The organism is Brevibacterium sp. Z349TD_9, assembly GCF_056173565.1.
Genome location: NZ_CM149680.1, coordinates 1,448,093 through 1,462,246, shown reverse-complemented (window position 1 = coordinate 1,462,246; position 14,154 = coordinate 1,448,093). Strand labels below are relative to the sequence as shown.

Sequence of the window (14,154 nt, the reverse complement as noted above, 5' to 3'; positions counted from 1 at the left end):
TGGTGACGATGAGCTACAGCCTCGGAGGACTTGCCTTCGCCACCAAGCAGAAAGTCGCCAACCACGCCAGTGCCGTGCTGAACCGAGCGGGGCTCGGGGAGGTCCTGCGCGGTTCCGATGAGTCGTTCGCCCGTGACCTCCTCGCCCACCATCCAGAGGCCGACCGCAAGCACGGCGCTGGCGTCTTCTGGATCACCGTCGCCCTCATCCCTGAGTGGGGCACGAGGAACTTTCTCGTCTTTCGGGAGGACGGGTCGATCGACAACTGGTCGATCAAGAAGTGCATCAACAACTTGCGACCGGAAGGTCACTGAACCGAAAGGCACTGACCATGAGCAACAAGACCACGACCAATCTCGACGCGCTGATCGAGCAGGAGCGCCGCCGTGCGTCCGAGCGCATCACCAAGCTCAAGCGTGCCGTCGCTGCCGAGCAGCGCCGCATCGACGAGAAGGTCATCGATCTGCTGCGCGACCAGAGCCCCGACCTCTACGACCGGCTCTCCGAGGAGGCGGCCGATGCCTTGGAGGCAGAGAAGGCGAAGAGGTCGAGGCGTGCGAAGAAGGCGGCATCGTCTTCGGGATCGGTGAACGACGGAACTGCCTCGCAGACGGTCGATCCCGAGCATGAGGAGGCGGCACAGTGGAACGGCTGACGACTCCGATCCGGGACTTGCGTCAGTGTCCCGGGACCCCCTCGCCCGCAGGGAGCGCAGCGACCGAGGACGAGGGCCAGCGGTTCTTGGAGGACATGAGCGTCAGCGAAATGTCCGACAAAAACCCTGCTGGCCGTCTTCCGTACGCCCCGGAGAGCGAGCCCGACTCCCCAAGCAGCGCTGGTCGGGCTCGTGCGGAGGGGTGTGCGGAAGACCCGGCCCTGGCAGCGGAGCAGCACCACGACCCCCAGGTGAACACCGGTCGTGGTGCTGCGCAGAGGGCAGGGTCGGCCGAGGCTCCGGTGGAGCCTCGGAACAGCCGTCGTCGGGAGGTCTCTCTCGACGTCCGGCTGACGGTGGCTGATCGCGATGCGATCCGCCGCCGTGCCCACGTGCTCAGCGTCAAGCCGAGCGCATGGGCTCGTGCCGTCATGCTCGACGCGCTGGACTCTAGGTCCTCGAAGGTCGATCAGCTGGAGAACAACGCGGGAGTGAAGGTGACTGCGCCTACGTCTCTTGCTCCGGCAGTAGAGCAGCTGCGTCGAGTTGGTGTGAACCTGAACCAGGCGCTCCGCAAGGGTGCTGTCGTCGATGACAGTCTCCTTCACGCGGTGATGGTTGCGGTGGACGAGGTGCGCGCCTCGCTCGGCGATCGGACACGGACATGAGCACCGTGAACGTCCGTCCCTCGACCAACGCTGCAGGAGCCGTTGGGTACATCCTCTACGGGCGTGACCCTGAGGTGCGAAAGGAGCTCATCAAGGTCGGATCGACGCGTGCAGCCGCGTATGCGATGTCCATGGTCGACGGCGGGACGACCCCGTCGGAGTTCATAGCGTGTGCCGAGGCGCACGCTGCTGCTCATGGTCGGACGAACCAGCTTCAGAGCTATGTGCTGGCGTTCCACCCCGACGAGTTCGACGTAACCTCCCAAGCCGACCTTGAGCGCATCCGGGACGTGGCCGTTGAACTCGCCGAACGCATGCACAGCGCTGACTACATTGTCGCGGTGCACGCTGACTCTGCCGGAGGCCATGGGCACGCGCACATCCTCGTCATCAACCACGACAACCTCACCGGTAAGAGCCTCCAGCGGTACACATCGTGGAAGCACGGACTGCGCCAGCTGAACGACGAGCTGATGGCAGACGAGGGCCTGCGGGTGCTCCCCGATCCCGCGGAACCGAAGCCCGACTGGGAGCTGCGGCGCGAGGACTTCGCGCCGGGCGGATTCGAGCAGGCCCTCGGGGACAAGATCTATGACGCACTGACCGACTCGCGCTCAACGAATCGCGAGGCGTTCGAGCACGTCCTCGCCGAGCGCGGGGTCAAGCTCGCGGTGACGAACCGCGACGGTTGGAGTTACAAGATGCGCCGGGATGACAACGGGAAGCTCGGACGGAAGAAGGCCTCGGCGCTGACACCCGAATTCACAGCCGGAGGTGCTCAAGAGATCTTCGACTATCACGCACAGAAGGGACAGGCTCATGGGAGCGCTGGACAGGATCAAGCAGGCCGACGAGCAGCAGAAGACTACGGAGCTCCTGGAGAACTTGATCTCACAGCACGACGCCAACATGCAGCAGATCGCGAAGCTGACGAACACCGTCGCCGACCTGACCGAGTACGTGAAGGTGATGGACGAGGAGCAGATGACGCGGCTGGATCGCCTGTCGACCTCGCGGCAGCTCGAGCTGCCCTCCACTCTGCCGCTCGACGCCGAGACGAAGAAGCGGCTGAACGAGATCGAGAAGACGCTGAGCGCCGTCGCGCAGCAGCTGAGCAGCAGCGAGGTCGTGAAGCTGCCCGACGGGTCCTCGGTCACCAGGGCGGACCTGGCCGCATACACGATGACACAGAAGATCAGCGAGGAGCTGAAGACGACGACTTCAGCCTCGGCTGACCTCGCCGAGGCCGTCCGTAAGCGCGGCCACGTCCGTATCGACACGGGCAAGCTCACCGAGCACGCTGTGAAGGTACTCGATGACCGACTTGCAGAGGCCGTCGAGGTTCCCGTCCAGAGGGTCGAGAAGACCGTCGAGGGGCTCGAAGAGCGGGTGGTCAGGCTCAGCTCCGAGAAGCTCGCCGAGCTTACCGGCCGCGCCCACGAAGTGGTCAGCGCCGTCGGGCGGGCCGAGCGGCGAGTCGAGCGACTCTCGGCGAGGGTCACCTGGGCGACGGTCGGTCGTATGTGCCTTGCCCTGGTCCCGTTCACCGTCGCGTTCATCATGCTCTCGGGGATGGTTGGCGGGATCACGCAGATGCTCGGCCTCGGACCGCTGCTCGGATGGGCCTGGGACTCGTTCGCCACCGCGAGTGCCTGGTGGGCGAAGGCACTCATTGCCCTCGCCGCCCTCGGCGGATGCGCTCTGTTCGCCTGGCTGCTCTGGTGGCTCGGAAAGAAGCTGTACGAGAGCTACCGCTGCTGGTAACCAACGGAAAGGGAGTGCCCCGTAGCCGAAGCTACGGGGCACTCTGAACTCAGTCGACGTCTGGGTCATCGCCGAACAATTCGGCATCGGTGTCGTGGTACCCGAGAAGGTCCCGCTGCTGGCGGATCAGCTCCACGGTTGTCTTGTGCAGGGCGAGGAGGTCATGGAGGTGAGCCTCCTCACCGCTCATCTCGGGGTTGCCGACCCACCAGCGAAACGACTCGGCGTGGCTGTAGGCGTTGGACTCAGCACTCATGATCGTTCCCTTCACAGGTCCCCGAAGACGTACACGGAGATCGCGTCGGCTCGGACAACCGTGTAGTCGTGTTCGAGGTCGCGTGTCCAGGCATCCCAGTTGAAGTAACGCAGAAGCTGTTCCGGGGCGTCCTGCGGGATGAGGCCGATCTCCTCGGCGAGGGTCTCGGCGTAGTCCCGGAAGCTGCCCCAGGTTCCGCAGAAGCGCTCTTCGAAGTCGGGAACAGACGGCAGGTCTCCGGTGCCTTCTGCGACATAACTGCCGGAGGCCGTCCAGGCGCGCAGAGCATCGCGCTGATGCTCGGGGACCGCGAGGAGGACGCGCGCCCACTCGGCGGCCTCCGACGGACTCATCTCGCCCGGGGCGGGGATGTTCTCGTGGTCCATGACCCACAGCTCCTCGCATCCAGGGCGCACGCGGTGAGCGCCGCTGTGGACGTCAGCAAGGGTGACTTCGTCGGCGGTCTCGGCAGCGAACCATTCGCCGACGAGACGAGCGTTGTTGTAGCAGGCGAGACAGCCGATCCAGGCGCGGGGCGTGGTGTCGGTGGTCGTTCGGGCGGTCATTGCGGGTCTCCTCCGTGGTTGAGGAGAGCGGCGGGCGCGACAGGCAGTCGTGCTCGGTGAATCGACGCGCTTACGCCACGTCGCCGCTCTCAAGAGGTCTCCCGGCCACGCTCCGCGTGGCTACCCAACCAGGTGGTCTACCTCCAGTTGACGACGACGGACTCGGTCCTGAACCCCTTGCGCCCGCGCGGCTGCGGGAGAAGCGTGATCGTGGCGAGTGCGTCGATGGTCTGACGCCGGAGGTCAAGTGACGCTTCCCGGAATGCGGAGGCAGGGTCATCGACGCCCAGGATCGGCGACAGCGCGCCTGCGCGGCCTTGCATGAGCTTTTCGGCTTCCAGCTCCTGGATCCGCGCTTCTGCGGCGTCCCGTACGCGCTTGAGGTCGCGGGCCTCGATGATCTCGGCGTCGTAGTCGGCCTCAGCGCGCAGAATGCGCGCCCGCTGGTCACTGATCGCCGAGTCGATGCCTGCCGCGTGCGGCCCGCCGTCCGGAGTCTCGACCATGACCCTCGCGTCCTTGCGCGCCAGACGCTTGGCGATGACCGTCATGACGAAATCGTCGATGGCCGCGCCCGAGCGGACGATGTGCCCTGCGCACTTGTAGCCGCGCGGTGCTCCGGTCACTTTCCTCCCGCACACCTCGCCGGTCTCCTCGTCGGCGTATCCGCACCGGTAGAGCCCGCTGCCAAGGTGCTTGCGCTTAGTCGAGCCGGATGTGTTCGTCACTCGCTCCGTATCGTCGAGGACTTGCTGAGCCTTCCACCACGTCTCGTCGTCGACGATCTGCTCCCACTGCCCCCGGATCGGCTCACCGGCGTCGTCGCGGAGGATCTGTGCCTTCCACATCCGGCGGCGCTTCCCGTCCGCCTGGGCGAACTTCGGCGTGTACGTGCTGAGGGCCGCGTAGCGCGGGTTCCGCAGGATGCCCAGCACGGTCGAGGGAGACCACGGACCATCCTCAACGATCGGTCGAGGTTCGAGGCCCTGCTGCTCGCGGGCGGCGGCGCGCTCGACACTCACGGTGTGCGTGTGCTTGGGAAGAGGCGAAAGGCCATCAATCTTCTCGGAGCCGCCGAGCGCCCGCGCGAGCGAACGCAGCGACTCGGGGTGCTCGATCCTGGTGAACAGGTCGTAGATCGCCCTCACGGCCTCTGCCTCGTGGGGAATCACCTCGCCGTCTACGGCGTAGCCGAGTGGGCGCATGCCCTTCGGAGCACGCCCCTGCATGGCGCGCTGACGCTGGGCGGCGGACTGGCGGGCGCTCTTGCGCTCCATCTCCGCGCGCGCCACGGCGGCCTTGATGCGTGCATACATACGTCCACCGTCGGTGGAGAGGTCGGCATCACCGTTGGCCGTGACGAGGGCGAGTCCGCGCAGCTCGGCAGCGTCGATCCAGTCCTCCAACTGCCGGGGCTGCCTGGTGAGCCTATCGAGGTCGTAGCAGATGATCGCGTCGAAACGTCCGAGCAGGTAGTCCGCAACCATGCGGTCGTAATCCGGACGGATCGCGGTTCGGTCGGTGGCACTCTTCGACTGGTCCACGTAGGTCTCGATGACGTCCCAGCGCCGGAACTGGGCGAGGTTCTCGCAGTCCTCGCGCTGGCGGTCGATGGCGAGTCCGTCCATCTCGCGGTCCTGGCTGATGCGAAGGTAGATGGCTGCGTGGCGGGGTGCGATGGATGGCTCGGTCATGAGTCGAGGATACAACTAGACGTAAGCCCCATTCAGACGCGAAGATGTCTCGCTCTTACATCTGCTCGAAGCATCGCGCCACTCCGCTGCGTAGTAGAGATCACGAATTATCGGCAGCTGGCTCTGCGCTGTCGTCGCGTCGCAGCCTCTTTTCCGTCTGATGCAGGAGTTCCCAGTAGACAAGGTCTGAGATCTCCTTAACAACCTGTCCTCTGCGGTGAGGGCTCTCAAAGAACTTCTCCAAGATGGTGTTCTGGGTGTCCTGGTGATCGAGCACCGCGTTGGTGACAGCCGTTTCCATCGTCTGGGACTCGCGGAACTGCTCCTTAGAGTTGGCGTTGACCTGATCCTTAATCGCTTCGTTCTGTACGAGGATCGTGACTACGCCCTGCACCCACGACTCCACTGAGCCGGGGTCGAAGTCCTCATCCTCGAACAGTGAGTTGATGTTGCCGAGGATCTCTTGCCACGCCACCATGTGCGGGTCGCGTGAACGTCCGCCGCCAACGCCCATCGGATTGAGCTTCTCTCCATCGCCGACGAGCGGAATAGCTCCTTCACTCTTTCGGGTCTGTTTGATGTGGGTTAGCTCGATGTTGTTGAAGTCCAGCTCCTCTGGGGTCTTGCGACCCGTGAGGCGGGGCCGCAGGAGGCGGAGGAACAGCGCGAGCTTCTCCAGGTCGGTGTCCTGGTAATCAACGATCTGCGACAGGAAGTCGTAGAGCCGCACGAACGAGCCGACGTCTTTGCGAAACAAGTCGAGCTCGTCGACTTCAGCCTTGGCTTTGTCGATCACTGCTGCGACGTAGCGGTCGTTGAACCTGTCGGCTGCCCGCTTCAGCGGTGCGGTGTGCTTCCCGTGATCCTTGTCGATGATGAACGCTCGCGCGAATTCGTCCACGTCGTCGCTGGTGTAAATCCCGACGGTCTCGATCTTTCGTGCGAGGTCATGTACGAGATCAGGGTCGGTAGTCTCTACGATCTCAGCAGTCCGGTAGTACGGCAGGAACGCTTCGAGGATCGTGTCGGCGTCGTTGACGAAGTCGAGAATGAACGTGGTGTCCTTACCTCGGGCGGGCAGGGTGCGGTTCAGGCGTGAGAGGGTTTGGACTGCTTCGATTCCATCGAGGCGCTTGTCCACGTACATCGCGCATAGCAGCGGCTGGTCGAACCCGGTCTGGTACTTGTTCGCCACGATCAACACCCGGAACTGGTCCCCGGCGAATGCCTGCGGGATGCCACGCCCGCGCAGGTCGGGGTTCGTGTTCGCTTCGGTGTAGGGCTCCTGCACGCCCGGCATGGTGTCCTCGATCTGCTCCGAGGTCAGGCTGCCGGAGAACGCCACCAGAGTGCCGAGCTCGTAGTCGTGCTTGTCGATGTAGGCGTCGATCGCCATTTTGTACTTTAGCGCGGCAGCACGGCTCGAGGTCACCACCATGGCCTTCGCGTGACCGTAGAGCAGGTGCGCGACATTCTCGCGGAAGTGCTCGACGATGATCTGCACCTTCTGGGCGATATTCGTCGGGTGCAGGCTCACCCACCGCATCAGACCCTTCTTCGCGGCGCCCTCATCCACCAGGTCATCCCCGTCCGCAGCGTCGCCGGTCTTGCGAGCGAGCTGGAAGGCGGTCTTGTAGGTGGTGTAATTACGCAGCACGTCTAGGATGAAGCCCTCCTCGATCGCCTGCTGCATCGTGTACACGTGGAACGGTGCCGGTTTCCCGTCCGCACCGGGGCGTCCGAACATCTCCAGCGTCTTGCCCTTCGGAGTCGCGGTAAACGCATAGAACGAGATGTTCTGTGCCGTAGCGCGGGCAGCCATCTCGGCAGCGAGCACGTCCTCGACGCTCACCTCGCCGCCATCCTCGAGCGCCTCGACCTCGGCCTGCGAGAGGACTTGGCGCAGTTTCTGGGCGCTCGTACCCGTCTGTGAGGAGTGGGCCTCGTCCGCGATCACCGCGAACTTCCGATCCGCGAGCCCACCCTGCTCTGCGAGGGCCTCCAAAACGAACGGGAACGTCTGCAACGTAACGATGATGATGAGCTTGCCGCTACTGAGCTCCTGAGCAAGAAGCGCCGATTTCGAGGAAGCCGATGCCTTACGGACCTCGTCAGCGTTGACCGTTCCCACAACGCCCTTGATGTCCTCAATCGACTTGATGGCTTTCTGCAACTGATCGTCAAGCACGGTCCGGTCGGTGACAACGATGACCGAATCGAACGTCTTCGAGTTATCGCTGTTGTGCAGATTCGCGAGACCGTGCGCGAGCCACGCAATCGAGTTCGTCTTCCCTGAGCCTGCCGAGTGTTGGATCAGATACTTCTTACCGGGACCCTCAGCCTGCGTGATGTCCAGCAGGCTGGTGACCGCCTCCCACTGGTGGAAGCGCGGGAAGATCATCTGCTGGCTACGCGAGCGAGCGCCGGTAATCGGATCGACCTTCTCGGTGATCTGCAGGTTGACGAAACGTTCCAGGATTTGCAGCCAGTTGTCACGCTGCAGCACCCGCTCCCACAGATACGACGTCGCAGCACCCTCAGGATTGACCGGATTTCCCGCACCCCCGTTGTTACCGAGGTTGAACGGCAGGAACACGGTGTTCGCACCATCGAGTTTCGTGGTCATATGAATCTCGTCCGTGGAGACCGCAAAATGAACCAGCGCACGGGCGCCGAACTTCAACAGCGGCTCACCCTTAGGCGGGCGATCCCTGCGGTACTGACGCACCGCATCATCAATCGACTGCGTGTTGTCCGTCTTCAACTCAGCCGTTGCAATCGGCAGACCGTTGACGAAAAACACCAAGTCGATGGAGTCCTGTGGGCGCTTCGCAGAGTGGTGCACCTGCCGGACCACGCGGAGTCGGTTCGCCTCGTAGTGTTCTTGAGCCCTGGGGTTCATTGAGGTCGCGGGCTTGAACGCGCACATCGAGAACTTCGCTGGAGTCCTCCTAAATCCTCCACGCAGCACCGCAAGCAGACCGCCTCCATGTTCGAGGGGCTGATCCAGTTCCTTCACCAGTCGCTCGAGCAGTAGCCGCTTAGCGAGCTCAGTCTCCACTTGGGATTCGGTGTCCGGCACGACGCGCGCCCACTGCTCAGGCTGCGTCGCCTGCAGCCAAGCAAACACATCCTCCGGGATCAGAGCCCGCTCTTGGTCGTATCCAGCGAACCCCTCCTCGTACAGCCAACCGTGTGCCGCGAGGTGCTCGCAGATCTCCGTCTCGAAACTCTTCTCGTGCTGAACACCCATGATCTTCTCCCTAAGCCTCGATCTGCCCCGTCACCGCAGCTGTAATCAACGCCGAACGCCGCTCCTGTAAAAGTCCAATTGCCCGCTCGATGGTGACCTTGGCATCAGCGAGCGCTGCTGCGCTTGCATCAAGTTCCGCAACAATCCCTTGCTGTTCTCTCCCGGCTGGTAGCGAAAGTGGGACCTGCCCGAAGGTCTGCCAATTTCGGAAGTCCACTGCTCGTTGACGGACGCTGGGTGCCTGAGTAGACAAAAATCCGCTATGCCCAAGGTAACGAAGTGAGTAGGCGATGAAGCGGAGATCATCATCCTCGTCACGGAGTCGACATACGTGATAGACGGGCGTGGACTGCCCATCGCTATCGGAGACGCCGACAGCACCGGCGAAGCCATCGAGGCCGTGGAACACGAGGTCGCCCGCTGCAATCCCTTGATACCCGGCCTCAGTCTCGGAGAACGTGAACCCTTCTTCACGACGGTTCGAGCGCAGCGTCACCTCACCATCACGAAACGCAGTAACGACGCCAGCCCCCGCAACCACTGGTCGGTCCATTTTCACAAGCAACCGCTTCAACGGGCGCGTCTTCACGGAAGTAAAGCCGGTGAAGGCAGCATGCCAGCGAGCCTCATTCCGAAGGTGGAGCAGGCCCAGGAGTTCGCGTTGTTTGGTTATGAGGTGGTCGATCTTCACCGTCTCCACATCAAGGAACCGAACAATCTGGTGTTGCTTCTCGAACGGCAAAAGCGGGAATGGAAGCTCTTTCAGCCCCTCCCATCCGAGGGATGCTCTGACTCCGTCCTCACCGAGGTTATTGAAGACTCGCCGAAAGTAGAGGTCCATGAAATACCAGTATGCGTAACGTGGAAGAACCTTCTCGGAAGGTTGAACTACGATGTATGCGGGACTTACGAGTCCTTCGTCGTCGGACAGGCCGACACGGCTCGTAGAGACGTTCTGGAGGTCAATGAGTTTGAACACAAGTTGACCCGGCTTCAGCAGCTGGTAGGAAGGGACTGCTGACGGTTTAGTTGACTCCGGGGTTTATGCCGCCAGAGCGACGGCCTTGTGGTGAACAAGCTCGTATTCAACCGGAGTCAGTTTACCCAAACGCCGTTGCCGACGCTTCCGGTGGTAGGTCCGCTCGACCCAGTGGACGATCGATGTCCGCAACCTCGCTCGCGTGTCCCAACGGCCCCGGTCGAGGACGTTCTTCTGCAACACAGCGAAGAACGATTCCATCGCCGCATTATCACCAGCAGCGCCGACCCGACCCATCGATCCGACTAGCCCGTAACGCCGTAGAACCTGCTGGAACTTACGAGAGCGAAATTGCGACCCGCGATCCGAGTGAACGACACACCCTGCCACGGCTCGCGGTCCGCCACGACGAGCCACAGCGTCATCAATCGCCGCCACAGCCAGACGAGATTTCATCCTCGAATCGATGGCATAACCGACGATTCTGTTGCTGAACACATCCTTGACCGCGCACATATACAGCTTGCCCTCACTGGTGTGATGCTCGGTGATATCGGTCAGCCACAACTCGTTGACTGCCTTTGCTGTGAAGTCGCGTTCGACGAGGTCATCACACACTGGCGGGCCGGGCTTCTTACCGTGCTTCCGGGCTCGTTTGATCGTGTGGGAGAACAGCTCCTGCTGCGAGCACAGCCGCCACACACGACGTTCAGAGGCGCTGTATCCGCACGCCTGGAGCTCATCAGCGATGAACCGGTGCCCGAACTCAGGATCGTCCGTATGAACGTCGTAGGCGGCATTGATCAAGTGCGCCTCCTCGAGTTCCCGGTCAGAGACAGGTTTCGCGCACCACTTGTAGAAACCCTGCTTGGTAAAGCCGAGTACCCGGCAGGCCACTGCCACCGGCACCCCGGCGGCAGCAAGGTCGAGGACCAGCGGGTACATCATTTTGGGTGATGACCACCGAGCTTCAAGTTCGCTTGCGAGAGATACGCTGCAGCCTCGCGGAGGATCTTGTTCTCCCGCTCGAGTTCCCTGATCCGCTTCAGTGCTGCTGCCTGGGCGCGTGACTCCTCGGGATCACGGGAGGGCTCGAGGCCGTGCTCGCGCAGGCGGGAGTCACGGACCCAGGCCTGGAGAGCTGACTTCGAGATGCCGAGGTCGGCGCAGACCTGCTTCTGGGTCATCCCCTCGCCCAGGAGCTCGAGAGCTGATTGCTTGAACTCATCGGTGTAGATCTTTGGCATGACTTCCATCCTTCCTGGAACTTATCCAGTCGTGAAGTCAACTAAACCCTCAGCAGTCCCGAATCAAATGATTCCGGCTGCAGGCCGTCATTCGCCCCTCGCGATCTGGGAAGCACACCGTTCATGGTTAACGACAGGCGTTGGTATGCGTCAGCATCTCCTGCACCTGGGATTTCCCGGAACTTTTCAAACAGGTACCCCACCGGAAGGATCTCTAGCTCGGCGTCGGCTGATGGAGTTCCAAACCAAGCTGGGAGGGGTTCCCCTCGGAACTTCAACATCACTCCGTCACCTCGTTCAGTAGCTCAAGAATCTCGCGGGTGACCTGGTGGAGCTCTTTATCAATCTCCTCAAGCGGGCGTGGTGGCTGGTAGCGGTAGAAGTAGCGGGTGAAGGGGATCTCGTAACCTATCTTGGTTTTCTTCTCATCCACCCAGACGTCGGGTACATAGGGTTTGACCTCGGTATCGAAGTAGGCCTTGATGGTGTCCTTGCGACCCTCATCCGCGTGGGTATGGGACTGATGCAGGGTTTGGTGACATCTGATCTGGCTTGTACACAGGCAAGCCTGGAAGGATAGACACCATGCCCCAGCCCTATCCGAAAGAGTTCCGCGATGACGTCGTCCGCGTGGCCTTGAACCGCGACGAGAAGACCACGATCGGACAGATCGCCAAGGACTTCGGCGTCCACGAAGGCACCATCGCGAAATGGCTCCGCCAGGCCGAGATCGATGCTGGTAACAAGCTCGGCAATACCACCGACGAATCCGCTGAACTGCGGGAGCTGCGGCGGCGGACTCGCCTGTTGGAGCAAGAGAACGAAGTCCTGCGCCGCGCGGCTGCGTATCTGTCGCAGGCGAATCTGCCGTCAAAAGGCTCTACCCGCTCGTGAGAGAGCTCGCCGTCGACGGTATTCCCGTGGCGGTGTCGTGCCGGGTCTTGAAGCTCTCGCGCCAGCCCTACTACCGGTGGTTGGCCACGCCGGTCCCTGAAGCCGATATCGTCGAAGCGTACCGGGCCAACGCCCTGTTCGACGCCCACTGCGACGATCCCGAGTTCGGATACCGATACCTCGCCGATGAAGCAGAGTCGGCCGGCCATCCCATGGCAGTGCGCACCGCGTGGCGGTTGTGTTCGACCAACTCCTGGTTCTCAGCCTTCGGCAAGGGCCGGGGTAAGAATGGAAAGAAGCCCGGTCCACCCGTCCACGACGACCTGTGTGCCGTGGTCGACGAGGACGGTCGGACCCGGCACAAGTTCACAGCCGATGGCGTGAACCGGCTCTGGTTGACCGACATTTCGGAACACCACACCGATGAGGGCAAGCTGTACCTCTGTGCGATCAAGGACGTCTACTCGGGCCGGATCGTCGGCTACTCGATGAGTGCGCGGATGAAGGCCCGGTTGGCTGTTGACGCTCTCGAGATGGCGGTGGCCCGCAGGGGTGGTGATGTGGGCGGATGCACGGTACACAGCGACCGTGGCAGTCAGTTTCGATCAAGGAAATTCACTCAGAGTCTGGCTTGCCACGGCCTTGTTGGGTCGATGGGCCGGGTCGGTGCTGCTGGCGACAACGCGGCCATGGAGTCATTCTTCGCCCTGCTGCAGAAGAACGTTCTCGACCGTCGCCGGTGGGTGAGTCGGGAGCAGTTGAGAATCGCGATCGTGACGTGGATCGAGCAGACGTATCACCGTCGTCGGCGGCAAGCCCGGTTGGGTCGTTTGACACCTGTCGAGTACGAAGCAATTATTGAGTCACCTGCAGTCGCAGCGTGACACCCGAATTGTCACCTCTCCTTGCATCAGTCCCTATTGCCGTTATAGGTGAACGGGACCCGTTCGGTGTCGCGCAGGCTCGCGTCGGGCTGCTTCTTGCCTCGGGCGTTCGTGATGACCCCGCCGTCGTCGCCGCGTTGAGGGCGTTCCACGGTGATGCTCCAGTAGGCGAACTCTTCGATCGGGACGATCTTGCAGTGCTCGGTCTCGGCATAGTCGGCGTAGAGTCGCACGATCGTGGCGCGGTTGCCTTCGGTGAGTTCACGGCCCTTGTCGCCGAGCTTCTTGCGCATTTTGGCATAGAACTCGGTGCCGTCGATCAGCTGCACTTTGCCTTGGCGCTCTTCGGGCTTGTTGTTATCCACAATCCAGATGTAGGTGGCGATACCGGTGTTGTAGAACATGTCAGTCGGCAGCGCCACGATCGCGTCGATGAGGTCGTGCTCGAGGAGCCACTTGCGGATATTTGACGGGCCGGACTCTGCGCCTCCGTTGAACAGAGGGGAGCCGTTCATGACGATGCCGCCACGGCCACCACCCTTGATCTTGGGGCGCAGCTTGCTCACTACGTGTTGGAGAAACAGCATCTGTCCGTCGCTGACGGCGGGCACGTTCTGCTTAGGCTTGTCACCGCCAGCGTAGAAGCGGGATGCGTTGCCGAGCTCTTTAAGGTCGTCCATGACGGCGGATTGGCTGGCTTTCCAGTCGTCGCCGTACGGTGGGTTCGACATGCAGTAGTCAAACGTCTGGCCAGCCAACTTGTCGTCGGCGAGGGTGTCGCCGAGCTGGATATTGCTGGAGTCGTACCCCTTGATGAGCAGGTCGGACTTGCACACGGCGTAGGAGTGGTCGTTCCACTCCTGTCCATAGAGTCGCAGTTGCGCTTGCGGGTTCAGTCCGGGCTTGTCGGAGCCGCCGATCAGGTGCTCTTCTGCGATGGAGAGCATCCCACCTGTGCCGACCGTAGGGTCATAGATCGACCGGATAGTGCCCGGAGTGCTCAGCGCCTCGTCGTCACCTTCGAAGACAAGGTCCACAAGGAGGCGGATGGCATCACGTGGGGTGAAGTGCTCGCCGGGCGCCTCGTTGGAGGATTCGTTGAAGGTGCGGATGAGGTATTCGTAGAGGTCACCCATCTCGGCGTTGGTGACCGTCTTGGGGTGCAAGTCGATGTTGGCGAAGCGTTCCACAACGATGTACAGAATGTTCTTTTCGGCCATCGTGCTGATCTCGTCGGCAAGCTTGAAACGCTCGAAGACGTCCATGTTGTCGGAGAACCCATTGACGTACTGTT

General features: G+C 62.1%; 13 protein-coding genes and 1 pseudogene. 6 read left to right on the top strand and 8 right to left on the bottom strand.

Translation table 11 applies throughout. The features are described from left to right. Positions 1-8 precede the first annotated feature (8 nt). The 5 genes and pseudogenes from AC0VYB_RS06535 (at position 9) to AC0VYB_RS06515 (ending at position 3,087) form a co-directional block, all read left to right on the top strand. Positions 9-314 (top strand): DCL family protein, encoded by a 306-nt coding sequence (locus AC0VYB_RS06535; RefSeq protein ID WP_094394865.1) that lies wholly within the window; start codon positions 9-11, stop codon positions 312-314. Positions 315-331: 17 nt separating this feature from the next. Continuing rightward, positions 332-655 carry a hypothetical protein gene (locus tag AC0VYB_RS06530; protein ID WP_125106242.1) on the top strand — a complete coding sequence of 108 codons (324 nt, stop codon included), beginning with the start codon at positions 332-334 and terminating at the stop codon, positions 653-655. A 95-nt stretch (positions 656-750) separates the two neighbouring features. Next, positions 751-1,323: a plasmid mobilization protein gene (locus tag AC0VYB_RS06525; protein ID WP_197931744.1), complete on the top strand. Its 573-nt coding sequence runs from the start codon at positions 751-753 to the stop codon at positions 1,321-1,323. Then, positions 1,320-1,802: pseudogene (locus AC0VYB_RS06520) on the top strand (relaxase/mobilization nuclease domain-containing protein); the annotation flags it as partial. The gene AC0VYB_RS06525 and the pseudogene AC0VYB_RS06520, both read left to right, overlap by 4 nt. 340 nt (positions 1,803-2,142) lie before the next feature. After that, positions 2,143-3,087 carry a hypothetical protein gene (locus AC0VYB_RS06515; protein WP_197931743.1) on the top strand — a complete coding sequence of 315 codons (945 nt, stop codon included), beginning with the start codon at positions 2,143-2,145 and terminating at the stop codon, positions 3,085-3,087. 49 nt (positions 3,088-3,136) lie between these two features. On the opposite strand, the gene AC0VYB_RS06510 is transcribed toward AC0VYB_RS06515, so the two are convergent. The 7 genes from AC0VYB_RS06510 to AC0VYB_RS06480 all read right to left on the bottom strand — a co-directional run bounded on the left by AC0VYB_RS06510 (position 3,137) and on the right by AC0VYB_RS06480 (position 11,515). Next, positions 3,137-3,343, bottom strand: coding sequence for a hypothetical protein (locus AC0VYB_RS06510; RefSeq protein ID WP_232254073.1), 207 nt, complete (start codon positions 3,341-3,343; stop codon positions 3,137-3,139). 11 nt (positions 3,344-3,354) lie between these two features. Further along, positions 3,355-3,909, bottom strand: a complete 555-nt coding sequence (locus tag AC0VYB_RS06505) for an antirestriction protein ArdA (protein ID WP_197931741.1) — start codon at positions 3,907-3,909, stop codon at positions 3,355-3,357. A 137-nt stretch (positions 3,910-4,046) separates the two neighbouring features. After that, positions 4,047-5,603: a recombinase family protein gene (locus tag AC0VYB_RS06500; protein WP_197931740.1), complete on the bottom strand. Its 1,557-nt coding sequence runs from the start codon at positions 5,601-5,603 to the stop codon at positions 4,047-4,049. A gap of 100 nt (positions 5,604-5,703) precedes the next feature. Beyond that, positions 5,704-8,856 carry a type I restriction endonuclease subunit R gene (locus AC0VYB_RS06495; RefSeq protein WP_197931739.1) on the bottom strand — a complete coding sequence of 1,051 codons (3,153 nt, stop codon included), beginning with the start codon at positions 8,854-8,856 and terminating at the stop codon, positions 5,704-5,706. A 10-nt stretch (positions 8,857-8,866) separates the two neighbouring features. After that, positions 8,867-9,697 (bottom strand): restriction endonuclease subunit S domain-containing protein, encoded by an 831-nt coding sequence (locus tag AC0VYB_RS06490; RefSeq protein WP_475385098.1) that lies wholly within the window; start codon positions 9,695-9,697, stop codon positions 8,867-8,869. A gap of 201 nt (positions 9,698-9,898) precedes the next feature. Continuing rightward, positions 9,899-11,082, bottom strand: a protein-coding gene (locus tag AC0VYB_RS06485) for an IS3 family transposase (protein ID WP_414017399.1) whose coding sequence is annotated in 2 segments (ribosomal slippage) — positions 9,899-10,822 and positions 10,825-11,082 — 1,182 coding nt in all. Because the reading frame shifts where the segments join, the coding sequence is not laid out codon by codon here. 280 nt (positions 11,083-11,362) lie between these two features. After that, complete coding sequence (locus AC0VYB_RS06480; protein ID WP_475385097.1) at positions 11,363-11,515, bottom strand: hypothetical protein; 153 nt, start codon at positions 11,513-11,515, stop codon at positions 11,363-11,365. A 152-nt stretch (positions 11,516-11,667) separates the two neighbouring features. Here AC0VYB_RS06480 and AC0VYB_RS06475 point away from each other — a divergent pair. After that, positions 11,668-12,860 (top strand): IS3 family transposase gene (locus tag AC0VYB_RS06475; RefSeq protein WP_435382378.1). Its coding sequence is split into 2 segments (ribosomal slippage): positions 11,668-11,952 and positions 11,955-12,860, totalling 1,191 coding nucleotides; the frame shifts between segments, so codons are not numbered across the junction. Between the two features lie 26 nt (positions 12,861-12,886). Here AC0VYB_RS06475 and AC0VYB_RS06470 read toward each other — a convergent pair. Continuing rightward, complete coding sequence (locus tag AC0VYB_RS06470; RefSeq protein WP_475385096.1) at positions 12,887-14,125, bottom strand: HsdM family class I SAM-dependent methyltransferase; 1,239 nt, start codon at positions 14,123-14,125, stop codon at positions 12,887-12,889. Positions 14,126-14,154 lie beyond the last annotated feature (29 nt).

Excerpts from the sequence above, each read along its gene's own strand:
- AC0VYB_RS06535 (WP_094394865.1), top strand. The coding sequence starts at position 9 with ATGAGCTACAGCCTCGGAGGACTTGCCTTCGCCACCAAGCAGAAAGTC.
- AC0VYB_RS06530 (WP_125106242.1), top strand. The coding sequence starts at position 332 with ATGAGCAACAAGACCACGACCAATCTCGACGCGCTGATCGAGCAGGAG.
- AC0VYB_RS06525 (WP_197931744.1), top strand. The coding sequence starts at position 751 with ATGAGCGTCAGCGAAATGTCCGACAAAAACCCTGCTGGCCGTCTTCCG.
- AC0VYB_RS06515 (WP_197931743.1), top strand. The coding sequence starts at position 2,143 with ATGGGAGCGCTGGACAGGATCAAGCAGGCCGACGAGCAGCAGAAGACT.
- AC0VYB_RS06510 (WP_232254073.1), bottom strand. The coding sequence starts at position 3,343 with ATGAGTGCTGAGTCCAACGCCTACAGCCACGCCGAGTCGTTTCGCTGG.
- AC0VYB_RS06505 (WP_197931741.1), bottom strand. The coding sequence starts at position 3,909 with ATGACCGCCCGAACGACCACCGACACCACGCCCCGCGCCTGGATCGGC.
- AC0VYB_RS06500 (WP_197931740.1), bottom strand. The coding sequence starts at position 5,603 with ATGACCGAGCCATCCATCGCACCCCGCCACGCAGCCATCTACCTTCGC.
- AC0VYB_RS06495 (WP_197931739.1), bottom strand. The coding sequence starts at position 8,856 with ATGGGTGTTCAGCACGAGAAGAGTTTCGAGACGGAGATCTGCGAGCAC.
- AC0VYB_RS06490 (WP_475385098.1), bottom strand. The coding sequence starts at position 9,697 with ATGGACCTCTACTTTCGGCGAGTCTTCAATAACCTCGGTGAGGACGGA.
- AC0VYB_RS06470 (WP_475385096.1), bottom strand. The coding sequence starts at position 14,125 with ATGGACGTCTTCGAGCGTTTCAAGCTTGCCGACGAGATCAGCACGATG.